The sequence below is a fragment of the Deltaproteobacteria bacterium genome (genome assembly GCA_016177765.1).
In the GTDB taxonomy this organism is placed as follows: domain Bacteria; phylum UBA10199; class UBA10199; order JACPAL01; family JACOUP01; genus JACOUP01.
Genome location: JACOUP010000008.1, coordinates 1,082,284 through 1,107,545 on the forward strand (window position 1 = coordinate 1,082,284; position 25,262 = coordinate 1,107,545).

The following is a 25,262-nucleotide window of genomic DNA, read 5'->3' on the forward strand; positions in this document are numbered from 1 at the left end:
TAGGGTGAGATGAAAATAAAACTATTTTTTCTTCTGATATCTGTTTCTTTTTTCGCAATAGCGGGTGAGAAGCCGGTCCGGTTTCAGGTCGTTCCCGAGGAGAGTTCCGTTCAGTTCAGTTCAAAGGCCCCGTTGGAAGATTTTGTCGGGAAGACGAAAGAGATCTCCGGTTGGGTGGAAGGGAACGCCGGGCAGTTGACCAAGGTGCAGGGCACTTTTTCCGTCAATCCAGTCAGTCTGAAGACAGGCAACCGTCTGCGTGACAAAGATATGCGTGAATTTTTGGAGACCGACCAATTCCCTGAAATCCGTTTTACCTTGAAACAGATTGGCGGGATGAAGTTGCTAACGCCGGGGCAAAAAGGGGGCGTGACTGCCGAAGGGAGCTTTGACCTGCACGGCATCAAGAGGACTGAGACTATCCCGTTGGAAGTTTTGTACGACCCGACAAAACAGGAACTGCAGATCTCTTCAACATTCCCGATCCTTTTGGCCGACTACCAGATCGAGCGTCCGCAGGTGTTATGGGTGAAGCTAGCGGAGAAGGTGACGGTGACGCTTCAGCTGGTCTTGAGACCTTAATTATTTTTTGCGCCACTGTTGATCCAATCCTTGGTCGCCTGGATCTCGGCCTCGGTCAGGGCAGACCCTCCCAGCGGCATCCGTGAGCCGCTCCCGCCGGCACTACTTTGGGTCCCTTCCAGTTTGTGGATCAGGTAGCTTTTGGTAGTGTCGTTGGCAGTGACACGGTTCATACTGGGGAGTTCATTCGCGGCGGTCCCGACGAGAGAGCCGAATGATTCCCCCGCCGCGAGGGAAAGGGAACCAGACTGGGAACTGCTGGAATGACAGCCGGAGAGGGCGCAAGTCGGGGTAAAGAGATTGGTTTGGAGACTGGTGAGTGTTCCGGTGATTGTGTCATCGGTGGCATCGGTCTCGGAGGAGCCCCCACAGGCGGAAAAAAGGGTCAAGAGAACAGCAAAAAAAAGAAAGGTTTGTTTCATGTAAAATATATCCATCAAAAGAAAAAGTGCATCTTGAGCAGAATCTGGTCATCCCCCAAGGGACCGGTTCCCAGATTCGCCCGATAGAGTACCGAAATCTGCGAATAGGACAAGGGGTATAAATCGATACCGAACCCGATCCGGTGTTGAAGGTCGCCTCCGACCAGATAATTCGGGTCCAAATAATCGTAAACCGTTTTGAGAGAAAGACCGTCGATGACCTTCCAGTCCAGCTCGCTATAACCGGCAATGACCCAGGCGTTACTAGTCGTGGTACTGTTGGGATGGTTCTGCTGGAGGTCCACTTCTCCCAGTCCGATCAGGGGCCCCAGGGTGAACCCGCCATGCAGGCCGGTGGAGATCAGCCGGGTCGTTGATCGCTTATTGAATTGAAAGGAACTACCGACCCGTCCCCGTTTTCCAACCCACTGAACGGTTGTTGTGATCGCCTTGGCGGCATTTTCGTCGTTGGTGCCTCCGGGGACGCCGTTGGAGACGGCGGTAATGATCTCCAGGGGGCCCGGGGCGATGCCGATCTCACCACCGATATCCTGATTGGCAAAGGTGGCATTGAAACTGGTCCGGATCGGGCTTGAGTCATCATCCACCCGAAGGCCGTAGGGAAGGTTGATCCGCCCCACCTTAAAGTAGAGGCCGGCGGGGAGCTGATGGACCATCCCGAACAGTTCGCGGCTCGCGGTATTGGCGAGGTCATAATCGGCGTAGGCAGTCAGGTGCTGGCCGGCGTTCAGCTCCAAATAGAGGCTTCCTTGAGGGATCTGGATATTGTTGGTGTTGACGGTTCCGAGGGTGGTGGTGTCATGGACCCGAAAATCGGCCCCGATCGCGGCAAATTTATTCAAGCGGCCGTTGGGTAAGTCCAGAGGGACAAGGTCTCCTGGGTGAATCACCCTTGTACTTTTCAACGAGAGTTTTCTGGCAAAGAGGAAACCCCCGGTATCGTTCCGTTTGCCGGCCCCGGTTGGATTGACGTGGCAGGAGACGCAACCGACCCCCTCCTGCACGGCATAACGGGGGAGGGCCCAGAGAGGGGGGGTGATTAGAAGGGTTGCCAAAAAGGCCGCTGGGAAAAGGCGCATTCTCACAGAGGACCTATCATTTTCCTCCCCTTTTTCCACTTAAAAAACCCTATTGCCTTAGAAAAATGGATTTGTTAGGTCTCCCCCCCTCATGAATACCGTCCAGAAGATAGAAAGAGAGGGGCTCCGCAAGGATCTGCCCCAGTTCCAGCCGGGGGATACCGTCAAGGTTTCCACCCGGGTTCGGGAAGGGGAAAAGGAGAGGATCCAGGTCTTTGAGGGGGTTGTGATCCGGATCGCCGGTAGCGGGATTCGCAAGAGTTTCACGGTTCGCAAGATCTCTTATGGTGTTGGTGTTGAGAGGATTTTCCCGCTTTATTCCCCGACCGTGGCCAAGCTGGAGGTCGTTTCGCGCGGCAAGGTTCGTCGGTCCAAGCTTTACTACTTGAGAGACCTTTCCGGCAAGAAGGCGAGACTCGAAGGGGAAGAGGAATTTGCTGAAGCTAACCAAGCTCCGCCGGCGGCTACCAGCCAGCCAGAAGTCCGGTCAGCCTAGAGATCTGTTCTTCTTTGAGGGGCAGTGTTACCGCCAGGGTTTTCGGTTTGTCGCGGGGTTAGATGAGGCAGGTCGTGGTTGTCTTGCCGGTCCTGTCGTTGCCGCCGCCGTTGTTTTTCCACCCTATTTAACGATTGCTGGCGTGGATGACTCCAAAAAATTAAGTCCGCAGAAGAGGGAAGAACTCTACCCCCAAATTCTGGAAAAGGCGATCGCCTGGGGGGTTGGGGTTGTGGGGCCGGATGAGATTGACCGGATGAATATCCTTGAGGCCTCCAAAAAGGCGATGGAGCTGGCACTCGGTTATTTAAAGGTTCCGCCGGATCACCTCCTGATCGACGGTAATTTCAGGATCACCTCGGCCTACCCGCAAACACAGATTATCCGGGGGGATTCCCTTTCTTTTTCAATCGCCGCCGCGTCGATCATTGCCAAGGTCACCCGGGACAGGACAATGGTTGAGTGGCAGGAGAGATACCCGCAGTTCCAGTTTTCACGCCATAAAGGGTATGGGACAAAGATTCATTTGAAGGAGATTCGGACCTACGGCTTAACCGAACTTCACCGGAAGAGCTTCGCCCCCTGCCGTCAAATCTCCATGGGTGAATCACCCTTGCTGTCTATTTCAACTTTTTAACTTCGGTAAAGAACGATTGGATTGTTTTGAGATACTGGTTCTGTTCGATGCCCAGGTAGTCATGAACGCCGAGGTTGCGATCCTCCAGAAAGGCGAGCCATTTTTCGACATTGTCAATAAGCCCCATGCGGCCGGCCAGCTTGATCGCCTCTTTGGGGCTGTAGGCCTCAAACCCCTCATCATTGGCCTTTTGTTTAAAATGCTTCCAGGCGTATTCAAAACAGATCTCAAATTTTTTGGCGATACCCGAATAATAAAAATCGTCTTTTTCGGCCTTGTTCAGAAAGGAGAGGGCATGCTCCAGATCGTCAATGGCCTCTTTTAGCTTCTTCATGGCGACTCCTTTTGTTCAAGGCAATCCAGCTGGTGAGCGACCCTCCCAGAAAAACCGATCCCTTGGAGGCCTGTCGCAAAAAATCGTTGTCGGCCCGGTTGAGATTGACGAGGTCGATTTTATAGGGAGAAGATTCTTCAAAGTCCCCCTTCTTTTGAATCATACTCCGGTAAATTTCGTGGAAGAGCCCCTTTTCGGCATAGATACCGATATCCCAATCCGCATATTTTTGCGCCTTCTGCCTGGCTCGTGAACCGAACAGAACAAAAGCTACGGAAGGAAACTCCTCTTGGAGTTGACTGATCAGGGGGGCGATCGGTTCGAGTGGGGATAAAGAGGACTCTTCACTCTGGATCAAAATTTCTGCCGGTTTCAGCCGGAGTCTTGAAAGGAGCTTTTCAAAGGCGGCCGGAAAAACGCCATGACCCGAAAGATAGTAGTGAATGGTGTTCCGATGGAGACCGAGATCCTTCGCCAAGGCGCCAATGGAGGGATAACCCTGCTCCTTCAAGGCCTCCTCAAATCGCCGGGCATCAATGATATGCACAGTATTATTATACAGTATACAATAATATTGTCAATTCTAACCTTCCCTGAGTTTCAGTTCCCGTCCCCAGATCAGGTCGACCGCCTTGAGGGCGGAGAGGACCTTTCCTTCCGTGCCGAGCCAGGGGAGGAGGTTTGGCCCGACGGTCAGCATGTTATCGTAGGGAGAGGTGAGGGTCGGGAAGAAAAAAGAGGGGGTGTAGGCAACGCAGGCGCCGGCGCCCTTCCGGAAGGCGTTGTATTCCTCGGAGCTTTCCGGGAAGAGTCCATCCTCTTCCGGCAAAATCTTGGGGGAAACCCTTTTGAGCGAACTACCGGCAAACGGAATCAGTCTGTGGAGAAGACCGGTGATCTCTTCGTGGAGTTTTTCAAACTCTGGCACAGTCATTGACAGTTTTTCCGGCGGCAGAAAATAACTCACAGAAAGCAACGTGTCTCCTTCTTGCTTCATGTTTTTGGGAATCGGTTGCCGGTTCAGCTGCAGGTAGTTGCTACCGGATAAAGGGAGCGACGGGTCCTGGATCAAAAGAAGATTTTCCTTCATCGGGGTTGGCAGGACCTGACTGTCAACAACATACAAAAGATTCATCCGGTGAGTGACCGGCGCCAGTCGGGACGCCTTCTTTTTAAATTGCATTGTGCGGAATCCTTGGGTGAGCCACCCTTTGGGGGTCATCTGGTAGATCTTCCGGTTCGGAATCATCTGGTAAATCTTTTGGATATTGGTATTCCCCAGCAGGTATCGGCACCGAGTCACAAAACCACACTGGGGGAGTTTGACCCCTTTGACCTCTTTTTTCTGAATGACCAGATCGAAACCATCCGTTGCCCTCTGAACCGCTCCTCCAAAGTATTCAATCTTTTCGTAGAAGATTTTTTTCAGTTCCGTTAGCCCTCCCTTGACCGAGTAGGTGGCGAAGATTTCCGGAGAGAGAAGAAAACAGAGTTGAAAGAAAAGCGGATCCATGAGGACCCCCTGAGACAGAAACAGGAGTTGGGACCGGATGAAACTGGCTACCTCCACAGGCGTCTTCTCCACAAGGGAAGAGAGCCTTTGATAGGGAAGGGCCCGGGCCAGTTTGACAAACCTCTTTTTTTCCTTTTTGTCCGCGATGGGAAGTGAAGGGGCCAGCAGCTCCAGCGCCGTTTTGCGAAACCCTTCAGCCTCGTTGTAGAGGTTTTCAAAGAAACCGACAAGCTCCGGGAATTCGCGTTGAATCTCCTTGAAGAGGATGGAGGGATTGGGCGAAACATCCAGCCGATTCCGCGGAAAGACGACCTGGTAACTGACCCGATTTTTCTCAATGATCTGCAACCGCCCGTCCGGGATCATCAATTTGCCAAGGATACTTTTGAAAAGCCGGGATTCAAGGCCGGTCAAGACGTTCGGTTCAAAACCGCCATCGTCTTCCAACACAAGAACACTCATCCCCCGTTTGGCGAGCAGAGTCGCCGCCAGGATGCCGGAAAGGTCACTCCCGACAACGAGGAGGTCGCAAAAATTGGGGGTCATTGTCATAACTCGAAGGTTTCCCCAAACCCCATGATCTTTACTTTAGCCAGATCCCCTACTTTGTCCATAAATTCTTCGGGGTCCTGTTCAATATCCGGAAAGGTCCGGTAATGCATCGGGATCGCCATTTTGGGTTTCAGAAACTCCACCGCCTTGGCCGCATCGGCGGGTCCCATCGTGTAATTGTCGCCAATCGGCAGGATGGCAACATCGATATTATGGAGTTCCCCCATCAGTGTCATTTCCAGAGAGAGCCCGGTATCCCCGGCATGGTAAATCGTTTTGTTGTCACAATGGATGATAAAACCGCAGGGGGAACCGGCGTAGGAACCATCAGCGGTTCCCGAACTGTGAAAGGCCGGTGCGACGTAAACTTCACCGAAATCAAAACGGCGACTACCGCCCAAGTTCATCCCATGCCCCTTCTCGGCCCCCTTGGCCAGACAGTACTGGACCAGTTCATAGACCCCGATGACCGGGGCGTGATTTCTCCTGGAGATCTCGACGGCGTCTCCGAGATGATCTTGATGGCCATGGGTGACCAGGATCGCATCCACCGAGATCTCGTTCGGGTTGACCTTCACATGAGGGTTCCCTTTCAGGAATGGGTCGATGATAAACTTCCCCTTGCTTCCTTCGATGACGAAGCAGGAATGGCCGAAATAGGTTAATTTAACCATTGTTTCTATTCCTCCCGTTAAAAATGGAACGCCACATTCCCCTGCAACGAGTAAGGGAAGATCGCCGTGCTGGCGCTGGGGGTTCCGAAATTGGTAATCACCCCAACCGACCGGAAGGCCCCCTGAAACCCGAGCGAGATGAGGCTATTCAAATAATAGTCAAAACCGAGTGACACCTGGGCCCCGATTCCGGCCCCCCCCGTGGAATTGCTCACATTCCCTTCGGTCAGGATGTAGACACCGATCCCGGTGGAGGCGTACGGGTCCCATCTCGGCTCTCCGTCGCGGAAATAGAGCTTGATGTCAAAGGCCGGGATCCCCAGAAGAAGGATGTTCCCGTCCGCCTTGGAGACATTGTCGGCATCCTGGCTGGAGACAAAAAAGGAGGTCTCAAAGGCGACCTGCGGGTGGAACCGGTAGTCAAAATAGACATAACCGCCGATACCGGGATCCATGATCGGCAGGGTATCAATGACGTAAATATTGCCGATCGGTCCGAAACCGACGGTAAAACCGCGCCGCCCGCCGTCGTAACCTTCCCCTTCATCAGCCTGGAGGCAGGGAGTGGCCAGGGTGAGGAACAGTGCAAGACCCACGGCTAATTTTTTCATAGGACTCCTCCTGAAATAAGGACACGCCGGTTGGTGAGCCTGATTTTCCCCTGGGCAAAAAGTTCGATCGCCTTGGGATACAGCTTGTGTTCTTCGCGGTGAATTCGTTCGGTCAGTGTGGCCTCCGTGTCATTGTCCAGGACCGGCACCGCCTGTTGGAGGATGACCGGTCCAGTGTCTGTTCCCTCATCGACAAAATGGACGGTGCAACCGGTCTGCTTGACGCCATGGTCTAAGGCCTGTTGTACCGCATGGAGTCCCGGAAAGGAAGGGAGAAGTGAAGGGTGGATGTTCATCAGTCGTCCTTGGTAATGGCGCACAAAGGTTGGTGTCAGGATTCGCATAAAACCGGCCAGGATGACAAGCCCTACCTTTTTTCCGTCGAGCTGTTCACTCATTTTTCCGTCAAAAGATTCCCGGCTCGGGTACTCCTGTGCGGTGACAACGGCGATGGGGATTTTTTTGTCCCGGGCCCTCTGGAGGGCGTGCGCCTCTGGCCGGTTGCTGATGACGAGCGCAATTTCAGCGGAGAGTTTTTTTCGTTCAATCGCGTCGAGGATTGCCTGCAGGTTGGTTCCGTTTCCGGAAACCAGGACTCCGAGTCGGAGCGGTAATCTCATAAGATGCTTAAAGACGGTTCTCCTTTTTTGCGTTCCACGATCTCTCCGATCAACCAGGCCTCTTCCTGAAGACTCTTCAGGCGCTGAAGGATATCCTCCACCTCAGGGGCTGGCACCACCAACATCAGGCCGATTCCACAGTTGAAGACCCGTTGCATTTCTTCTTCCTCGACCTTCCCCTCTTTTTGAAGCCAGGTGAATAACGGCGGGCGGGGCCAGTTTGAAAGCCGGATCTCGGCACGGCACTGGGCCGGCAGGACCCGAGGCAGGTTTTCCAGAAGGCCGCCGCCGGTGATATGGGCGATCCCATGCAGGGAAAAATCTCTCTTCAGATTCATGACCGTATTGACATAAATCCGTGTCGGCATCAGGAGGGACTCCCCCAGGGAGGTTTTCAACTCCTTGGGGTGATCTTTCAGGGAGGCCTTCGCCTCCTTGAGAATCTTCCTCACGAGGGAATAACCGTTTGAGTGGCAACCGGAAGAGCCGATCCCGATAATCTTGTTGCCGATGGAGATGGAGGAGCCGTCGATGATCTGGTCGCGGTCAACGATCCCGACCGTAAAACCAGCCATGTCAAAGTCGCCGTCCCGGTAAATAGAAGGCATCTCGGCCGTTTCACCGCCGATTAACGAACAGTTGATGTCGGCACAGGCCTTGGCAATCCCCCGAACAACCGTTGCGGCCGCTTCGATATCCAGTTTGCCGGAGGCATAGTAGTCGAGGAAGAAGAGCGGTTCTGCCCCAAGACAGAGGACATCATTTACGCACATCGCAACAAGATCGATACCGATGGTATCAAACCGGTTCATCTCCACCGCGATAAGGATCTTGGTGCCGACCCCATCGGTTGAGGAGACGAGGACCGGATTGGTGTACTTTAATTTGTTGACCTGGAAGAGGCCGGCAAAGTGACCGAGCCTTGAAAGGACCTCGGGACGCTCGGTTTTCTTGAGGAACGGTTTGATTTTTTGGACAAACCGGTTGCCGGTGTCGATGTCAACACCAGCTTCCTTGTAGGGGCTATGAGGTGCTTTCATGGTCGGTTTTCAGGGGGAGAGCGGTATCTCCCCCTGAGTCAAAAGTCAATAAAATTCAATTCCTTGCCAACGGTTTTCAGATGTGGTAGAGGATTTCTGGAAAGGGATCAGGGTTAATAATGACACGGGCGACAAAAAAGCGACACCCACCCAAGAAAAAAAATGAGAAAGAGCTAAAAACTCTTCAGAAGCTGGTGGGGCAGATTTCCCGGGCCAAGCAGATGTGGCAGGCGACCTTTGATTCCATCCTGGATCCGGTTATGATCATCAATCAGGGCTACGAGATCGAACGGGCCAATCTCGCCTCGGCCGGCAAGTCCCAGGTGGGGATCCGTCAGATGATCGGCCGGCATTGTTACGAGGTTTTTGCCAAGAGAGATTCCATTTGTCCGGGTTGTCCTTTGGCCAGTACCCTGAGGATTGAGAGCCCCAATGAGGTCTTCATTGATCGGTTAATGCCCAATAGGGATTTTCAGGTCTCTTCGTACCCCTTTGGCGGGAAGAAAAGTGTGGTGCATCATTACCGGGATGTTACCGAGGAGAAGATCCTCCAGCAAAAACTGATGCAGAATGAAAAAATGGTCGCCTTGGGGATGTTGGCCGGCGGGGTGGCTCACGAGATCAATAACCCGTTGGGGGGGATTCTGGCCTTCACACAGCTGGCGATGAGGGAACTGGAGCCGGCTCATGCCGTTCGTGATGATTTGAAGGAGATTGAAGGAGCGGCGATCCGGTGCAAAAAGATTGTGGAGAACCTCCTCAACTTTTCCAGGCAGACGAAAGACTCCGACAGGATGGAGGTCGATCTCAATGAAGCGGTCGAAAAGATCCTTCCCCTCCTGCGCCTCAAGTTCAAGTCGCGCGGTGTTGAGGTGCAAACCGATTACGAAAAAAGGCTCCCTCTTGTTTGTGGCAATGAAAGCCGCATCCAGCAGGTGGTGGTGAATCTTCTAACCAACGCCTTCCAGGCGATGCCACAGGGAGGAATCATTTTTGTCAAAACCCTGCCGGCCTCCGGAGGACAAGTGGGTCTGGTTGTCCGTGATACGGGGACCGGCATTCGGAAGGAACACCTGCCCCGGATCTTTGACCCTTATTTTACGACCAAGGCGGTTGGTGAAGGGACCGGGCTTGGACTTTCGATCTCTTACAGTATTGTTGTGGAGCATGGCGGCCGGATTGAAGTGACGAGTGAGTGGGGGCGAGGGAGTGCCTTTACGGTGGCACTGCCGATTGCGAGGGTAGGGGCGACCGGCCCGGTCGCCCGTACAAAAACGGAGGGAATTCTATGAGACCCAAAATTTTGATTATTGACGATGAAGAGATCATCCGGAAGGCGCTGGAGAAATACCTGACCAGCCTCAATTATGATGTCATGACGGCTGAGGATGGGGAAAAGGGGCTTGCCCTGGCCAAGGAGTCCTCGGCGGATGTGGCGCTGATCGATATGATGATGCCCAAGCTCTCCGGCATTGAATTGGTCCGGCGCCTGAAAGAGGTGAGTCCAAACCTTGTCTGCATCGTGATGACCGCCTACGGAACGATCCCCTCGGCGGTGGAGGCGGTCAAGGCGGGGGCCTATCACTACCTGACCAAGCCGTTCGAGCTGGAAGATATCGGTTTGTTGATCAGCAAGGCGCTGGAACACAGGAGCCTTCGTGAGGAAAACAGGGAGCTCAAGCGCCAGATCCGGCAGAAATACCGCTTTGACAACATCATCGGGGTCTCTCCCCAGATCCAGGAGGTGTTGCGGACGATCCATAAAGTGGCGGCGAGCGATTCCACCATTCTGGTTTTGGGTGAATCCGGTACCGGGAAAGAGCTGGTGGCCCGTGCCATCCATTATAATTCACAACGGGCGGATAAACCGCTCGTCCCAGTCAACTGCGGTGCCATCCCGGAAGAATTGCTGGAGAGTGAACTGTTTGGCCATATGAAGGGCTCTTTTACGGGGGCGATTGCCAACAAGCAGGGACGATTTGAAGTGGCCGACAAAGGGACGATCTTTTTAGACGAGATCGGTGACATGAGCCCGAAACTCCAAGTCAAGATCCTGCGGGTCCTGCAGGAGAGAAAATTTGAGCCGGTCGGCTCGACAAAATCACACGAAGTGGATGTCCGGATCATCGCCGCCACCAACCGGAACCTCGAAGAGGCGGTACAGAGGGGGCAGTTTCGGGAGGATCTGTTTTACCGCTTGAATGTCATCCCCTTGCGAATCCCGCCGCTCCGAAGCCGCAAGGCAGATATCCCCGTCTTTGTCAAACATTTCGTCCAAAAATGCAACGACGAGAATGGGAAAAAGGTTGACGGGTTTTCCGAGGAGGCGATGGTCAAGATCCTGAGGTATGGCTGGCCGGGGAACGTGAGGGAACTTGAAAACCTTGTCGAACGGATGGTGATTCTCAAAGGACAGGGGATCATCCAGGTGGAAGACCTGCCGTCGCACCTCTTTGAGGAAAAGACCCCCGATTTTTTTACAAGCATTGTCATTCCGGATAAGGGGATCTCCTTCAAGAGCCTCGTTGCCGACTTTGAGTCGGAGTTGATCCTGAAGGCGCTTCAGAAGACGGGGGGGAACAAGAACAAGGCGGCGGCGCTTTTACGCCTCAATCGGACAACCCTTGTGGAAAAGATCAAAAAGAAACAGTTGGATAAGGAGGCAGTGAATTAAATGGAAAAAGGTCTCGTTTTGATTGTTGATGACGATCCTTCGATAGCGAAGGCGTTGGAAAAACTCGTTCGTGAAGACGACTTTCTCGCTTTTTCCGTGAACAACGGGATGGAGGCGACACAGCTTCTGGCCAAAAGGGAGATTGATGTGGCCCTGGTGGACCTCAATCTGCCAGGGTTTTCCGGTTTGCAGATCCTTCAGTTTATCAAAAACAACCGGTACCTGACTGAGGTGATTTTGATCACCGGGAGTGCCACCATCGATACGGCGGTTTCCTCCCTGAAACAGGGGGCCTACGATTACCTGACAAAGCCTTTTGACAACATGGACCGTGTTTTGAACACCGTCCGCAAGGCCTGGGAGAAAGAACAGCTGTTAAAGAGGGTTCAGAACCTGGAAAGCGGTGGTGATCGTCGTCGGGACTCCTTCCAGGGGATTATCGGGCGGAGTGCCAAGATGCAGGAGCTCTTCCGGTTGGTGGAAAATGTGGGGCACAGTGAGAGCAATATTCTTGTTCTGGGGGAGTCGGGGACCGGCAAGGAGCTTTTTGCCAGGGCCCTCCATGAAACGAGCCCTCGGGCCTCCAAGGCGTTTGTGGTGATCAACTGTTCCGCCCTTTCGGAAAATCTTTTGGAGACCGAGCTGTTTGGGCACAAGAAGGGTTCCTTTACGGGGGCGATCAGTGACAAAAAGGGGTTGTTTGAAGAGGGGAACGGAGGGACGGTTTTTCTGGATGAAATTGGCGAAATCTCACCGATGATGCAGGTCAAACTGCTCCGGGTCCTTCAGGATGGCGAGGTGAAACCGGTCGGGGGGACGGAGGCCAAGCATGTCGATGTCCGTCTGATTGCCGCCACCAATCGGGATCTCTATCAACGGGTCAAGGAGGGAAAGTTCCGGGAGGACCTTTATTACCGGCTGAACGTTGTCAGCTTCCAGGTCCCGCCGCTTCGCGACCGGATGGAGGATGTCCCGCTCCTGGCCTACCATTTTCTCCAGCGGTATGCCGAGAAGACAGGGAAAAAAGTGACGAAGATTTCGGTGGATGCGATGCAGACCTTTCAGGAATACCGGTGGGTCGGGAACGTCCGTGAACTGGAAAATGTGATTGAACGGGCCGTTGTGATGACCACCTCTGAGACAATCACCGCCCGTGACCTTCCCCCCGCCCTTCTGGGGCAGATTTTTTATCTGTCAGAAGACCAGAACCACCGTGACCTGATCCACTTGACCTATCAGGAGGCCAAGGACAAAGCGGTCTCCCTCTTTAACAAGACCTATATCGCCACCCTTCTGCAACGGGCCGGGGGGAATATTTCCGTTGCCTCGGCGCGGGCCGGCATGGATCGCAGCAATTTCAAAAAAATCCTCAAGAAGTGCGGCATCAATATCACCGAATTCAAGAAAGGAGGGGGATCATGAGTCCGATTAACGTCCTCCTCCTCAGTTATGGGGCCTCTCCCGACAAGAAACTGGTGGCCGGTCTGAAAAAGGGTGATTCACCCAAGGGCGATTCGCCCCATCGGGTGTCACCCAAGGGGGATTTACCCGATGGGGATTTCAATCTTACGGAGGCAAGCCCCGATCTCCTGCCGTCACTCTTGGGGCGTTTCCGTCCGGACGTTCTCCTTCTCTATTTTAGCCAGAAAGAGGGGAGGGAAAAGGGGATTGATCTCTTGCGTCGTCTCAAGTCACAGCAGACGGAACTGCCGGTGATCTGCCTGTCGCCACTGGCCGAACTGGAGGGGGCTGTTTCGACGATGAAAATGGGGGCCTGGGATTATTTCGGAACCCCTCCGGACCTCCCGCGTCTGAAAAAATCAATCCGGGAGGCGGCGGAGAGACACCGGCTTGTTCAAAAGTTTTCTGTCCTGGAAAGCCAGGTCGGCTGGCAAGGGAAGTTTGATGATATCGTCGGGGTTTCACCGATCATGCAGGAGATCTTTCACATGGTCCAGACTGTGGCCAAGAGTCATGCGACAGTCCTCATCCTTGGCGAGAGCGGCACCGGCAAGGAATTGATCGCCAAGGCGATCCACGGTCACTCGGAACGGACGACGAACCGGTTTATTGATATCAATTGCGGCGCCATCCCGAAGGAGCTGTTGGAAAATGAACTCTTTGGTCATGAAAGGGGTTCTTTCACCGGCGCCGACAGGCAGTATATCGGCAGTTGCGAGAGGGCCAATGGCGGGACCCTTTTCTTGGACGAGATCAGCGAAATGGACCCCTCGCTGCAGGTTAAACTCCTGCGTGTCTTGCAGGAGAGGAGTTTTACCCGTATCGGTGGTACCAGCCGGGTCACCGTTGATATTCGGGTCATTGCGGCCACCAATAAAAATATCCGGGCCGAGGTCGAAAAGGGGCATTTTCGGGAAGATCTTTACTACCGCCTGAATGTGGTGCCGATCCAGATCCCCCCGTTGCGCTCTCGACGGGAGGATATCCCGTTTCTTGCCAGGCACTTTCTCCAGCAGTATTGTCAGAAGAACAACAAGCGGTTCAAGGAGTTTACCGCAGAATCCCTGGAGGCGCTGGTCAACTACGACTGGCCGGGGAATGTTCGCGAACTGGAAAACGCCGTTGAACGGTTGGTGGTTCTCCATGACGATACGCGGGTCAAACTTTTTCATCTCCCCCGCTTTGTCCAGCAGTCAGAAAAGAGGGAGGTTGAAAAAAGCGATTCCTCTTCTTCCTTTGTTTTTGATCCTTTTCAGAAAGTCCTTCCCCTGGAACTGGTGGAGCGGTACGCCATTGAGGCGGCGGTGACCCAATGTGGAGGGGATATCGCGGCGGCGGCCAAGAAACTGGATATCGGTCAGGCGACCCTCTACCGCAAACTCAAAAGATACGGGGTTCCCGTCTAAATGTTTGCCCTGATCCTCGCCGGCGGCCAAGGGACAAGACTCTGGCCCCTCTCGCGTAAAAAGAGGCCCAAGCAGTTTCTCCCATTGGTTGGTAAAAAACCACTCCTCTGTGAAACGGTTGGTCGGCTTCTTCCTCTTTGCCCTCGAAGGAAAATTTTTACCATCGCACCGGTTGCGGAGTCCGTTTGGGTCCGGCGGCTCCTTCCCACTCTACCGCAGAAGAACATTCTTATCGAACCGGCGGGGCGAAACACGGCACCGGCGATCGGTTTTGCTCTTTGGCATCTGGTGCAACGATTTCCCGACGAGGTGGCGGTGATCCTGCCGGCTGACCATGCGATCCGCGATGCCGCGAAGTTCCGAAAAATCCTTCGAAAAGGGGAAAAATTTTTAAAACGGCACGATGGAATCCTTACTTTGGGGATGAAGCCGACTTCGCCTCACACCGGCTATGGGTATATTCAGAAAGGGGTTTCTGTTAACGGATCGATTTATCGGGTGAAACGGTTCCGTGAAAAGCCCGATCTCAAAACGGCCAGGAAATACCTGAAAAGTGGCGACTATTTTTGGAACGGCGGCATTTTCATCGGAAAAATCCAGTTTTTTCTGAATGAATTTAAAAAACAAAATCCAGGGATGCTCCAAAAATTAAAATCTAAAAATGGTTATCGTTCGCTGAAACCAGTTTCTATTGACTACGCTATCATGGAAAAAACAAAACGAGCCTTTGTGATCCCTGCCGCGATCGGTTGGAGCGATATCGGCAGTTTCACGGAACTGGCTAAGTGGCACATTGATAAATTGTATGAATCATTATTTCCAAAAACTCCTCGAGCGCGAATATTTTGGGATGAAGCTGGGCTTAGGTAAGATCCAAAAGGTCCTGGAAGGGCTCGGCCATCCGGAAAGAAAATTTCCTTCGATCCATATCGCCGGAACGAATGGCAAAGGCTCGACCGCCGCGATGATCGCTTCTGTCTTGAAGAAGGCCGGATTCCGGGTCGGTCTCTATACCTCTCCGCACCTTGTCGATTTCCGCGAACGGGTTCAGATCGACGGTGAGATGATTGCGAAAAAGGAATGTGAGGCCCTTATTGAGGAATTACAAAGATTAGAAAAAAATGTAGGGGCGCCCCTTGGCACGCCCCTCTCGTTTTTTGAATTCATGACGGTATTGGCCTTTCTTTATTTTTCCAGGCAGAAAGTCGACATCGCAGTGATCGAAACCGGGCTTGGTGGGCGTTTCGATGCGACCAACGTCCTCAATCCCCTTGTTTCTGTTATCACGACCATCGGTCTGGACCATACCGAACATCTTGGCAAAACCTTGGAGGCGATTGCCTTTGAGAAGGCAGGGATCATCAAACCGGGGGTGCCGGTGGTTTGCGGGGAGATGTCCCCTGAAGCGTTGGGGGTGATACGCAATGTGGCTCAGGGGTGTAAGTCTCCCTTTGCAGGGGTGGGTGGCGAGGGTCGGGCGCCCGGCCGAGCGGAACGGGTGAGCCCGGTTGGGCGGAAGGGTGAATCACCCAACCTGAGACAGGACCCATCCCCAATTTCCCTTCTCGGTCATCACCAACAAAAAAACGCCGCTTGTGCGCTAGCGGCAATTGAAATTTTGAAAGAAAAAGGGTGGCCGATCCCTGCGGAAGCGATTATTTTTGGTTTGAAAAATACGAAGTGGCCCGGTCGGTTGGAGATGATTTCCAAAAATCCGCCACTCCTTTTGGATGGCGCCCACAACCCGCAGGCGATGGCCGCCTTGCGGCTTTTTCTGGAGGAAGAGTATCGATCGGTTCCGATCACACTGGTCTTGGGGGTGATGGCCGATAAAGATATTCGGGGCCTCTTGGATGAAATTGTCCCGTTGGCGGATCAGGTGATCACGACGAGACCCAATTCCAGGAGGGCGCTCGACCCTTCTGTCCTGGCGGAGATGGTAAGGGGGTATGGGAAAGAGGTCGTGGTGACGAAGAATGTAAAAGAGGCGATGGAAAAAACTATCTCCCCTCCCTTGATGGGAGGGGATGAAGGGGAGGGTGGCCACGGGATCACCCTCTCCCCAACCCTCCCCCCTCAAGGGGGAGGGGGATTGACGGTTATCACCGGCTCTCTTTTTACCGTCGGCGAGGCGAGGGAATTATTTGTGAATCGTGACTACTCTCAAAGGCGCTGATCTCTTTTTCGTGGGCCAAACTCAAACCAATTTCATCCAACCCATTCACCAGTTTTTCTTTTGTCGCCGGATCGATCTCAAAGTGAAATGAAATCTCCTCTGGGAGATGGAGCACCACTCTTTGTTCCAGCAGGTCGATGGTTGCCTGAAGCCCTTCGTACCGTCCGACCATCTGGAAGATCTCTTCAACCTCCGCCTCCTGCAACTCCACGGTCAATAGACCGTTTTTGGCACTGTTACTGCGAAAAATATCGGCGAAGGCCGGCGTCATTCCTTTTTTAGGGGCAATCACCGCCGCAAAACCGTATTGGACAATCGCCCAGACCGCATGTTCCCGACTGCTCCCGCAACCGAAGTTATTTCGGGTGACGAGGATCCGGGCGTTCTTGAAACGGGTGGCGTTCAATTCAAAAGACGGGTTCGGTTTTCCGTCGGAGAGGATGCGCCAATCAAAAAAGAGGTTTTCACCGTAACCGGTCCGCCGGATCGATTTCAGGAACTGCTTGGGAATGATCTGGTCCGTATCGACATTGGCCCTGTCGAGCGTCGCGATCAGACCGTGGTATTTTGTGAAAGATTTCATATTTCCCTCACCCTCTTAAGATAATCAGGATAATATTTCCCCCTCTCCCGCCAGGGGGAGAGGGCTCAAGATCTCTCTTTTTATTTTTTCAATCACCTCATCGAGTCTTTTCTCAACCTCTTCACTTCTGAAACGCAAGATTCTGAACCCCTCATCCCTAAGGTGAGATTCGCGTTGCCCATCGTATTTCTTCTGATCCGGATTTTCATGAATGCCCCCGTCAATTTCTATAACGAGTCGCCTCTCAAAACAGCAGAAATCGACAATATAATGATCGATCGGTTCTTGTCGTCTGAATTTAACCCCCAGTTTCTGATAGCGGAGGGCGTGCCACAGCTTGGACTCACTTAGCGTCCCAATTTGTCTTAACCAGCGTGCCTTATCTACCGTGCTTGAGCCCATTTTCCCCCTCACCCTTCACTGTCTCAACGGTTATCGCGTCCCTCTCCCGCCGAGGGGAGAGGGCTCGTGAAGCGCTTTGAATAAAATGCTAATGTTGATTCATATCTCTTTTGGCATTCTTTTGGAGAACGATCTTTAAGAAACGTGATGTCTTTCTCTGAACAAAGATAATCCCAAGCCCATTGAGGCAAGCTTTTTGATACAGTGGGCCAGTCCAGAACCCACCTTTCTTGACAACCATCCTCAACGGGAACGAGAAATCTGGTGATATAAGGCGAATCTGGTAGCAATTTGCCATAATGAGTTTCTACCGAGTCACAAAGCGAAACACCTAACCATTTTTGTGATGATTCAAGTTCATTAGCTTCGCATATTTGATTCAAACGTCTGAGCACATTAACTTTATCTTGAAGAGTATAACTCGGATCATTGATCCACTCGCAGTAACCAAGAATATCAAACAAAGTTAGTAGGACACTGTTTTTCATTAACACTGGGTACCTCTAGCCCTCTCCCATTATCGGGAGAGGGGAGTTGCCATCGCGACCCCATGGATGGGTGAGGGTTTTCATTCCCATTTTCTCACATCCACAAAATGCCCCTCGATGGCGGCCGCGGCCGCCATCTCCGGGCTAACAAGATGAGTCCGTCCCCCCTTGCCTTGGCGCCCTTCAAAGTTCCGGTTGGAGGTAGAAGCGGCCCGTTGGCCGGGGAGTAGCTGGTCCGGATTCATCGCGAGGCACATACTACAACCGGGTTCCCGCCATTCGCAACCAGCCTCCTTGAAAATTTTATGCAACCCTTCCGCTTCTGCGGCCTGCTTCACCTTTTGTGAACCGGGGACCACGAGGACCTGAACCTTAGGATTTCTCTTTTTCCCCTTGAAAATCCTGGCGGCGGCCCGGAGGTCTTCAATGCGGGAATTGGTGCAACTCCCGATGAAGACAACATCGATCGGAATTTCTGTTATCTTTGCCCCCGGTTTAAGCCCCATGTAGTCGAGGGCCCTCTCCGTATCTTTATTCTCAGGCTTGGGGACTCGGCCATCGACATCAGCCACCATTCCGGGATTGGTCCCCCAGGTGACCTGAGGGGCAATTTTTGAGGAATCGAGAGAGATCTCTTTATCAAATTTGGCCCCGGCATCGGTCGGCAAATTTCTCCAGAAGTGGATTGCATCTTCCAATTGTTTTCCTTTTGGCGAAAAAGGGCGACTGGGTTCCCCAGCCTTATTTGTGCTGATAAAATCAAAAGTTGTTTCATCCGGGGCGATCATCCCGGCCCGGGCGCCCGCTTCAATACTCATGTTGCAGAGGGTCATTCGACCCTCCATTGAAAGAGAGCGGATTGCCTCGCCACAATATTCAAGGACGTGACCGGTCCCGCCGGCGGTGCCGATCGTGCCGATCAATTTTAAGATGAGGTCTTTCGCGGTGACCCCTTTGGAGGGTTTTCCCGAAAACTCCACCTTAAAAACCTTCGGTTTCTTTTGGACCAGACACTGGGTGGCCAAAACATGCTCCACCTCTGAGGTTCCGATCCCGAAGGCCAAGGCCCCAAAGGCGCCGTGGGTCGAGGTGTGGCTGTCGCCGCAGACGACCGTTGTTCCGGGGAGGGTGAGTCCCAGTTCCGGGCCGATTACATGGACAATCCCTTGCTCGTTACTATCCAAATCATAGAGGGTGATCCCAAATTCCTGGCAGTTCTTGCGCAACGCCTCGATCTGGGCCCGGGCGATCTCATCGGTGATATTCATCCGGTCGATCGTCGGGACGTTATGGTCCATCGTGGCAAAGGTCAGTTCCGGCCGGCGGACCTGACGGTGAGCTGTTCTTAAACCTTCGAACGCTTGAGGACTGGTCACTTCATGGACGAGGTGACGGTCTATATAAAGGAGGGTGGTGCCATCGGAGAGCTCTTTGACCTTGTGACGGTTCCAGACCTTTTCAAAGAGGGTTTGGGGCATTGCAAAAATGCTATGAGGGAAGAAGCAGTTTTTCAACAAAAAAGTCTTGATTCATTATGAATTTTATAGAATAATAATGAATAAAAGGAGGCTTCATGGCAAAAACAGTTACCTTGCGGATTGAAAATCCTGTTTACAGGACCTTTATCAATCGCGCTAATGCTGAAAAACGGTCGCTGTCTAATTTTATTGAAATGGCAGTTCTTCAATATGCCCGAATGTCCGAACTGATTGAAGAAGAGGAGATGGAAGAAATTCTTTCCGACAAAACCCTTCTCCGTCGTTTGAAAAGGGGGTCCCGCGATACGGCCGCCCGCCGTGGGAGACTCGTTGGCTAGATACCAAGTTTTTGAGACGAAAAACTTTCTTCAAAACGTCAGGGAGATCGCGCCACAGCGATTTGCCCCGCTGGAACAAAAATTGAGGTTGTTTGTTTATCCCCAGTTGAGGGAAGAACCTCATTTTGGGCCCCAAATCAAGAAGCTTCGCGACTGGCAACCCCCCACGTGGCGTTATCGCATCGGCGATTGGCGTTTCTTTTATCAGATTAATGAGAAAGAGAAACTGGTTTTCATGACCGCGGCCCACCATCGCAAAGAAGCTTATCGTTAAACGGGTTTGTTCCGAATCTTTTCAACAATAACCGTCTGCCGTCACGCAGACCTGGATCGATTTGGTTTTGGTCCTGGTATCCCCTCGGGAATCGGTGACAGTCAGTTCAACCCGGTAGGTATCCCCTTTGGTCACCGGGAGGGAGGTGATCTCTCCTACCGCTTGGGTGTTGGTATTCAGAAACTTCCAGTTGTAGAGATAAGGGGAGGAGCCGCCGCCGATAACCAACGCCCTTAAATCCATGAAGCCGCTGTCACCCCCTGCCGGAAGCCATCGATAGCTAAAGCTGATTCCTATCTCCATGGTGGATTCCCCGCTTGGGGGAGGCGCTGGCGGAGGGGGGGTAGGGTTGGGGGATGGTTCCGGAGAGGGGACCGGTGGCGGTGGGGGGCCTTCCGGGACGATATTAAAGGAGATCTTTTTTTCAATCAGACAAGGGCCTCCTCTGTCATCCTCCGGACAAATGGGGGTTGTTTCGGAGAGGTCCCAAGAGAGGAGGACTGGTTCTCCCGGCCTGATCCCTTCCTTTTTGGTCGCTTGGAGTTTGGCCGGTTTTCCGATGAGGACGGTCCCCTTGTCATCCAACTGGGACTGGGAGGCCTGACTCGGTGGCACCTGACAGGTGAGGGTCAGTACGGTAGACTCGGTCGGCTTGATCTCGTAATTCTCTGCCTTGATCGGGACGGCGACGGGATCACCGGCCAGCCCGGAAAGGGTACAGGCGGTCTCTCCCTGGGCCTCTTTTTTATCGCTGTCGCTGCAAGCGGCCAGCATAACCGTGACTAAGATTAAAACCGGATGAATTTGCCCCATACACATCCTTTGCCGCAGTATTGTAATTACTGTTTTCATAAAACCAGACGTAGTCACTATTCGCAGAAGCTAACGGAACTTAGTGTGTCGTTGAAATCTCCAGTATAGCCGCTAGACCTATAGTTGGTTCTGGCATATTCTCCAACATCGGACACCTCTTGACCGCGACTAAGACTAAAACCGAATGAGTTTCGGTCATACTCACCGTTCACCTCATTGTAATTACCATTTTCATAAAACCAGACGCAGTCACCGATAGAAGAGTCAGGTCCCTTGATGACCTTTATGGATGAGGTGCGGTCGTTGAAAGTAAGCCCACTTGCTTCTATAGCGGGACCGCCAATACAGTTGTCGTCGTTACAACTCCAATTGTCATTGTATTCGGACCCAAGGTAGGGATAGTCTTTAATAACGGTCCGATGCTCTCCCCTGAAGTCGATATGTTCATACAGCTCTACAATAAGAGGGATTGATTTGTTCCATCGATGACTGGGAGGAGTCCCCTGGCACCGACCGTCTTCTCCCATCGAGTGGTAGAATTTGATGGAACTGATTTCATTACTGAAGTTTGTGTAGGTCCCCGCTTGTAGCGAGCTACAACGCCCTTGGTAGTTATCACCCGAACAGAAGGCGACGGTCCCTTCCCACCCATTGGGACCGATCCAAATCTTGACGGAACGGATCTTATCGTTCATCTCCCTCCCAACCGAGCGAGTGGAGTCAACGTAGGTACGGTGGACCCCTTGGAAGTTTGCCTCTTCCCAGGCCTGGACCACAAAGAAGACTGGCTGTCGGCCGTCATCATATACAGTTTCAGGACATCGGCTGGGCGTAGGCGGTGTAGAAGGAACACGCAGGTCGTCTACGGCATTTCTGAAAATATTGAAGGCCCTTGAGAAAAGACCGGCATTGTATCGGCGACTAGAATCAACGACTGGTGGAGGGGGAGGTGGTGGCGGTGGAGGCGGGGGGGGAGGTGGTGGCGGTGGGGGCACTTCGCCAGGTTTCACGTTAATAGTGAGAGTTTTTTCAATAGTGCAGGGCTGATCTTTTTCATTTTCAGGACAGACCGGAGTTCCACCGGACATGTCCCATGAAAGAGAAATCGATTCGCCGGGTTGGATCTCCTCTTTTTTGCTCGCCTGTAATTTTGCCCCCTTGGCTACCACCACACTGCCGCTCTCATCCAACTGGGACTGGGCCGCCTGGCTGGGGGGGACCTGACAGGTAATGGTGAGAGTCGTACTCTCGGTCGGCTTGATCTCGTAGCTGTCTGCCTTGATCGGGACGGTGACGGGATCGCCGGCCAGCCCGGAAAGGGTACAGGCGGTCTCTCCCTGGGCCTCTTTTTTATCGTTGTCGGAACAGGCGAAAGAAAGAAGAAGGAGAGGGAGAAAAAGGAGAAATACCGGCAACTTTTTTATCTTCAGTATTCGCATTTATCACCTCTACGGGTGCATTCTTGTCCCCTGATGGTTACAGCCTCGATATCATCATGGATATTTGTATCATCATTGTTCTTGAAGTTAATAGTGCTGAGGTCAGGGTAATTACCTCTGGCTCGTCCATTCACCTTCAGAAATTGATAACCATCCTTGTAGTTTTTACTCTCCCAAACCTTTACTTTGGCATGATCGTTGAAGTCGGGTCCTTTTCTCACCTTGGCCGAGGAGGCCCTGTTATTAAAGTCCATGTCATCAAGGTTTCCTATGTCGTGAATGATACGGACAATATCACCGCTATAATTTTTGTCCTGATATAAATAGAGGATGATTGGAATCTTATGAGACCATACATGAGATTGCCCTCGAAGATCGTCCGCCTCGCGGCAACCGCGAACCAGTTTATATTTTATTGATTGAACACGGGTGGTCAAACGGTTATTGCCCCTCCAAAAACGTTCAAAATCAGGATATTTACCCGGTACCAATTCAATAGAACTCCCTCGATCATCAGTATTATAGTTTTGATCGCCATAAACTCTGATTTTATCTCCGTTGCAATAATTGGGTCCCTTCCATATCTTTATAGAACCGACCCCATCCCAGTTGGTGTCTCTTACACTATGGACGAAGGTGCCCCAGCTACCCCCAAAATTAACTTTGCTGTAGAGTTTAACAACAAGGGCGACCCTTTTTCTTCCATCGGTGTAGCTTCGTGGCCTTAAAGACGGTACGACGGTGGCGACATAACCCGCTGGGGCCTCCACTACCAAAACGGCTGTTTCTGTCTCATCCTCATCGGCATCATCATCGTCGTTGCTACGACCACCCCCAGCGTTACCACCCCCCGTTCCTCCGGCCCCGCAATCGGGGTCGTTAGCGTCGGTGAAGCCATCTTGATCGTTATCGATCCCATCAATGCAGTTTTCCGCAGAAGGGGGAGGATTGCCACCGCCGGCAACATCTCCGTTGCCCGGGTCATCATCGTCATTGTCATCTTCACCGGGGCCTTCACCGTTACTCCCACCGTCCCCGCTACCGGTGCCACTGTTGCTTCCTCCGTCGCCCTCACTATCATTCCCTGTACAATCCACCGGGCATTTATTGGCATCTTCTCCAGTTTCACAAACCATATTCCCGCAAACACTCCCCCCCGGTGCGACGGTGCCGACTTGGACAGTAATCGTTTGTTCAAGGGTGCAGGACTCCTTTTCACCGGCTGTCGGCTGGGGATTCCCTTCCATCGCCTTTGTACCATTGACCACCGTTCCGCGGGCAGGGGGAGGGGGAGCAATATCTTTTAAGGCCCCTCCCTCATCGGTGGGGGGACAGGTGCACTGGGAACAATCCCACGAGAGAGAGATCTCGACCTTATCCGGTTTATCAGATTTTTTCATCGCCTTCATATTGGCTGAGGTGATGACGATCTTTCCTTCCTCGGAGGGTTGGGATTCAGGTGCCGGCGGAAGCCCCATGCAGGAAAGGGTCGCGGTTCCTGACTCTGTAAAGGTGAGAGAGATATTATCTCCCTTGACCGGGACAGGTGTGGGATTCTGAATGGCTGAAGAACTGAGTGTGCAGGCAATCTCCGATTTCTTTGCGCTGTCGGAACAGGCCAAAAGAGAGAAGGAGAGAATCAAGACAAAAGTTGTGAGAATAATTTTCATCGTTAGAATGAATAAAAAAGTTCTTTAATGACACCACCGACCTTGCCGATCCACCATCCAATCCCCCCCTTTTGGTAATTGTCTCGTTCAGGGAAATTGACCTCACGCCCGTTGGTCAATTTGACCATGACCTGATAGCTGGCGACATGCCAGGGGTCATCCAACTCAGGACCGGTCGTCTGTTCAACGCATTTTTTATTTCCACACTCGTCTTCCCAATAAGCACGACAGTGCGTATTCCGCTGGTCAGGATTGTCCTGTCTTTGAACGCCGCTGGCACGGATGTAAAGACGGTATCTTCGAACGTTTTCTGCCGAAAGATTCGCAACTCCGAATTGACAGGTGAGGGAAGAGAGACTTCGTGAATTGCCCGAGCACTGGGCCCCGGCATAGGTCCAGAAATAGGGCCGATCACGCCACATCGTATATTTTAGGGCCTTGATGCATCCCTCCCGGGAGTTCTGGGGACAGAGATCTACATAGTAGCAACCGAATCCAGGGGCGCTACCCATCCCCGCCTCCTGGGCATTGGAGGTCTTCAGTGTCAGAAAGATATCAGAAACTCGGTCGCTGGCGCTAAAGTGTGGGGCCGCCTCTTCGGTGACGACTTGTGCCTGACCGGGACCGACCCACCGCGCTACCGGTCTGCTGTTATTCCCACCGCCGCCAGCACCCGCCGCTCCGCAATCGGTGTCATTGGCATCCACGAGCCCATCGGCGTCATCATCAATCCCGTTAGAGCAGTTCTCCGCTGTTGGTCCAGGAGGAGCCGGCGGCGGTGGGGGAGGCGTTGATCCGGTACAATCGGCCGGGCAGTTGGTGGCATCCTCACCAGTTTCACAGCTTCCGTTGCCGCAGGTGGGGCCGCCGGGGGCGGTAGTCCCGACCTGAACATTGATCGTCTGTTCGAGTGTGCAGTCCCCTTTATCATCCACCGACAGAGTCGGCTCCCCTTCCATTGTCTTTGTGCCATCCACGACGGTGGCACGGGCCGGAGGGGGGGGAGCGATATCTTTCAAGGCCTCTCCCCCATTGGCAGGGGGACAGGTGCACTGGGAACAATCCCACGAGAGAGAGATCTCTACCTTATCCGGTTTATCAGATTTTTTCATCGCCTTCATGTTGGCCGAGGTGGTGACGATTTTTCCTCCGGCATCCACAGAGGGTTGGGATTCTGGTGCAGGAGGGAGACCCATGCAGGAAAGGGTCGCGGTCCCGTTCTCCGTGAAGGTGAGTGAAACATTTTCGGCCTTGACTGCTACTTGTGTTGGGGCCTGGATGGCCGAGGAACCGAGCGTGCAGGTGATGGTTGATTTCTTTTCTGAATCGGAACAGGCAAGTGCCAGGAGGCAGATGGAAAGAACCCAACCGGTTTTAAAAGCTGTTTTCATAAGAACCTCCGACCCCTATTTTCGGCCCTTGGACCAAGCCAAGTTGCCGCGGCAACCTCCATCCTTAATAGAAGCAAACCCCATGCCA

28 protein-coding genes are annotated in these 25,262 nt (G+C 52.8%); 11 read left to right on the forward strand and 17 right to left on the reverse strand.

What is annotated here, in order from left to right; genetic code table 11:
- Positions 1-9 precede the first annotated feature (9 nt).
- Positions 10-582 carry a YceI family protein gene (locus HYS22_07730; GenBank protein ID MBI1910041.1) on the forward strand — a complete coding sequence of 191 codons (573 nt, stop codon included), beginning with the start codon at positions 10-12 and terminating at the stop codon, positions 580-582.
- On the opposite strand, the gene HYS22_07735 is transcribed toward HYS22_07730, so the two are convergent.
- Together HYS22_07735 and HYS22_07740 are read right to left on the reverse strand one after the other, a co-directional pair.
- Positions 579-1,004, reverse strand: coding sequence for a hypothetical protein (locus HYS22_07735; protein ID MBI1910042.1), 426 nt, complete (start codon positions 1,002-1,004; stop codon positions 579-581). The genes HYS22_07730 and HYS22_07735 overlap by 4 nt on opposite strands.
- A gap of 14 nt (positions 1,005-1,018) precedes the next feature.
- The gene (locus HYS22_07740; GenBank protein MBI1910043.1) at positions 1,019-2,104 is read right to left on the reverse strand and encodes a hypothetical protein; all 1,086 of its coding nucleotides are present in this window, start codon (positions 2,102-2,104) and stop codon (positions 1,019-1,021) included.
- 91 nt (positions 2,105-2,195) lie between these two features.
- On the opposite strand from HYS22_07740, the gene rplS reads away from it, so the two are divergent.
- Together rplS and HYS22_07750 are read left to right on the forward strand one after the other, a co-directional pair.
- Complete coding sequence (gene rplS / locus HYS22_07745; protein ID MBI1910044.1) at positions 2,196-2,600, forward strand: 50S ribosomal protein L19; 405 nt, start codon at positions 2,196-2,198, stop codon at positions 2,598-2,600.
- Positions 2,542-3,237, forward strand: a complete 696-nt coding sequence (locus tag HYS22_07750) for a ribonuclease HII (protein ID MBI1910045.1) — start codon at positions 2,542-2,544, stop codon at positions 3,235-3,237. Before rplS ends, HYS22_07750 begins: the two co-directional genes overlap by 59 nt.
- On the opposite strand, the gene HYS22_07755 is transcribed toward HYS22_07750, so the two are convergent.
- From HYS22_07755 to HYS22_07785, 7 genes are read right to left on the reverse strand one after another with little or no spacing between them, the layout of a single operon-like run.
- On the reverse strand, positions 3,221-3,571 hold the full coding sequence (locus HYS22_07755) for a nucleotidyltransferase substrate binding protein (protein MBI1910046.1): 351 nt from the start codon (positions 3,569-3,571) through the stop codon (positions 3,221-3,223). The two genes, HYS22_07750 and HYS22_07755, sit on opposite strands and share 17 nt — an antisense overlap.
- On the reverse strand, positions 3,546-4,118 hold the full coding sequence (locus HYS22_07760; protein ID MBI1910047.1) for a nucleotidyltransferase domain-containing protein: 573 nt from the start codon (positions 4,116-4,118) through the stop codon (positions 3,546-3,548). The genes HYS22_07755 and HYS22_07760 overlap by 26 nt, the downstream gene beginning before the upstream one ends.
- Before the next feature lie 36 nt (positions 4,119-4,154).
- Positions 4,155-5,636, reverse strand: a complete 1,482-nt coding sequence (locus tag HYS22_07765; protein ID MBI1910048.1) for a hypothetical protein — start codon at positions 5,634-5,636, stop codon at positions 4,155-4,157.
- Positions 5,633-6,310 (reverse strand): metal-dependent hydrolase, encoded by a 678-nt coding sequence (locus HYS22_07770; GenBank protein ID MBI1910049.1) that lies wholly within the window; start codon positions 6,308-6,310, stop codon positions 5,633-5,635. Before HYS22_07770 ends, HYS22_07765 begins: the two co-directional genes overlap by 4 nt.
- 17 nt (positions 6,311-6,327) lie before the next feature.
- A complete protein-coding gene (locus tag HYS22_07775) occupies positions 6,328-6,921 on the reverse strand; it encodes a hypothetical protein (GenBank protein ID MBI1910050.1) in 594 nt (197 codons plus the stop codon).
- Positions 6,918-7,541, reverse strand: coding sequence for a phosphoribosylglycinamide formyltransferase (locus HYS22_07780; protein ID MBI1910051.1), 624 nt, complete (start codon positions 7,539-7,541; stop codon positions 6,918-6,920). Before HYS22_07780 ends, HYS22_07775 begins: the two co-directional genes overlap by 4 nt.
- Positions 7,538-8,581 carry a phosphoribosylformylglycinamidine cyclo-ligase gene (locus HYS22_07785; protein MBI1910052.1) on the reverse strand — a complete coding sequence of 348 codons (1,044 nt, stop codon included), beginning with the start codon at positions 8,579-8,581 and terminating at the stop codon, positions 7,538-7,540. The genes HYS22_07780 and HYS22_07785 overlap by 4 nt, the downstream gene beginning before the upstream one ends.
- Before the next feature lie 119 nt (positions 8,582-8,700).
- On the opposite strand from HYS22_07785, the gene HYS22_07790 reads away from it, so the two are divergent.
- Genes HYS22_07790 through HYS22_07815 form a run of 6 tightly spaced genes read left to right on the forward strand, consistent with a single transcriptional unit; the run spans position 8,701 to position 16,298 of the window.
- Positions 8,701-9,873, forward strand: coding sequence for a hybrid sensor histidine kinase/response regulator (locus HYS22_07790; GenBank protein MBI1910053.1), 1,173 nt, complete (start codon positions 8,701-8,703; stop codon positions 9,871-9,873).
- Positions 9,870-11,255: a sigma-54-dependent Fis family transcriptional regulator gene (locus tag HYS22_07795; protein ID MBI1910054.1), complete on the forward strand. Its 1,386-nt coding sequence runs from the start codon at positions 9,870-9,872 to the stop codon at positions 11,253-11,255. Before HYS22_07790 ends, HYS22_07795 begins: the two co-directional genes overlap by 4 nt.
- The gene (locus tag HYS22_07800) at positions 11,256-12,677 is read left to right on the forward strand and encodes a sigma-54-dependent Fis family transcriptional regulator (GenBank protein ID MBI1910055.1); all 1,422 of its coding nucleotides are present in this window, start codon (positions 11,256-11,258) and stop codon (positions 12,675-12,677) included.
- Positions 12,674-14,122: a sigma-54-dependent Fis family transcriptional regulator gene (locus tag HYS22_07805; GenBank protein ID MBI1910056.1), complete on the forward strand. Its 1,449-nt coding sequence runs from the start codon at positions 12,674-12,676 to the stop codon at positions 14,120-14,122. The genes HYS22_07800 and HYS22_07805 overlap by 4 nt, the downstream gene beginning before the upstream one ends.
- The gene (locus HYS22_07810) at positions 14,123-14,992 is read left to right on the forward strand and encodes a mannose-1-phosphate guanylyltransferase (protein ID MBI1910057.1); all 870 of its coding nucleotides are present in this window, start codon (positions 14,123-14,125) and stop codon (positions 14,990-14,992) included.
- Positions 14,928-16,298 (forward strand): bifunctional folylpolyglutamate synthase/dihydrofolate synthase, encoded by a 1,371-nt coding sequence (locus HYS22_07815; protein ID MBI1910058.1) that lies wholly within the window; start codon positions 14,928-14,930, stop codon positions 16,296-16,298. The genes HYS22_07810 and HYS22_07815 overlap by 65 nt, the downstream gene beginning before the upstream one ends.
- Here the strand turns inward: HYS22_07815 and leuD are convergent.
- The 4 genes from leuD to leuC all read right to left on the reverse strand — a co-directional run bounded on the left by leuD (position 16,240) and on the right by leuC (position 19,249).
- Positions 16,240-16,881: a 3-isopropylmalate dehydratase small subunit gene (leuD, locus tag HYS22_07820; GenBank protein ID MBI1910059.1), complete on the reverse strand. Its 642-nt coding sequence runs from the start codon at positions 16,879-16,881 to the stop codon at positions 16,240-16,242. The genes HYS22_07815 and leuD overlap by 59 nt on opposite strands.
- A gap of 24 nt (positions 16,882-16,905) precedes the next feature.
- On the reverse strand, positions 16,906-17,283 hold the full coding sequence (locus HYS22_07825) for an endonuclease domain-containing protein (GenBank protein ID MBI1910060.1): 378 nt from the start codon (positions 17,281-17,283) through the stop codon (positions 16,906-16,908).
- Positions 17,284-17,306: 23 nt separating this feature from the next.
- Entirely contained in the window at positions 17,307-17,771 is a 465-nt protein-coding gene (locus HYS22_07830; GenBank protein MBI1910061.1) for a hypothetical protein, read from the reverse strand.
- Between the two features lie 80 nt (positions 17,772-17,851).
- Complete coding sequence (leuC, locus tag HYS22_07835) at positions 17,852-19,249, reverse strand: 3-isopropylmalate dehydratase large subunit (GenBank protein MBI1910062.1); 1,398 nt, start codon at positions 19,247-19,249, stop codon at positions 17,852-17,854.
- Between the two features lie 95 nt (positions 19,250-19,344).
- On the opposite strand from leuC, the gene HYS22_07840 reads away from it, so the two are divergent.
- On the forward strand, positions 19,345-19,587 hold the full coding sequence (locus tag HYS22_07840) for a CopG family transcriptional regulator (GenBank protein ID MBI1910063.1): 243 nt from the start codon (positions 19,345-19,347) through the stop codon (positions 19,585-19,587).
- A complete protein-coding gene (locus HYS22_07845) occupies positions 19,580-19,861 on the forward strand; it encodes a type II toxin-antitoxin system RelE/ParE family toxin (protein MBI1910064.1) in 282 nt (93 codons plus the stop codon). Before HYS22_07840 ends, HYS22_07845 begins: the two co-directional genes overlap by 8 nt.
- A gap of 21 nt (positions 19,862-19,882) precedes the next feature.
- Here HYS22_07845 and HYS22_07850 read toward each other — a convergent pair whose 3' ends face one another.
- From HYS22_07850 to HYS22_07865, 4 genes are all read right to left on the reverse strand, one after another.
- Positions 19,883-20,635, reverse strand: a complete 753-nt coding sequence (locus HYS22_07850; protein MBI1910065.1) for a PKD domain-containing protein — start codon at positions 20,633-20,635, stop codon at positions 19,883-19,885.
- Positions 20,636-20,730: 95 nt separating this feature from the next.
- Positions 20,731-22,113 (reverse strand): hypothetical protein, encoded by a 1,383-nt coding sequence (locus HYS22_07855; protein MBI1910066.1) that lies wholly within the window; start codon positions 22,111-22,113, stop codon positions 20,731-20,733.
- Positions 22,101-23,783 carry a hypothetical protein gene (locus tag HYS22_07860; protein MBI1910067.1) on the reverse strand — a complete coding sequence of 561 codons (1,683 nt, stop codon included), beginning with the start codon at positions 23,781-23,783 and terminating at the stop codon, positions 22,101-22,103. The genes HYS22_07855 and HYS22_07860 overlap by 13 nt, the downstream gene beginning before the upstream one ends.
- A gap of 2 nt (positions 23,784-23,785) precedes the next feature.
- A complete protein-coding gene (locus tag HYS22_07865) occupies positions 23,786-25,174 on the reverse strand; it encodes a hypothetical protein (GenBank protein ID MBI1910068.1) in 1,389 nt (462 codons plus the stop codon).
- Positions 25,175-25,262: the final 88 nt, after the last annotated feature.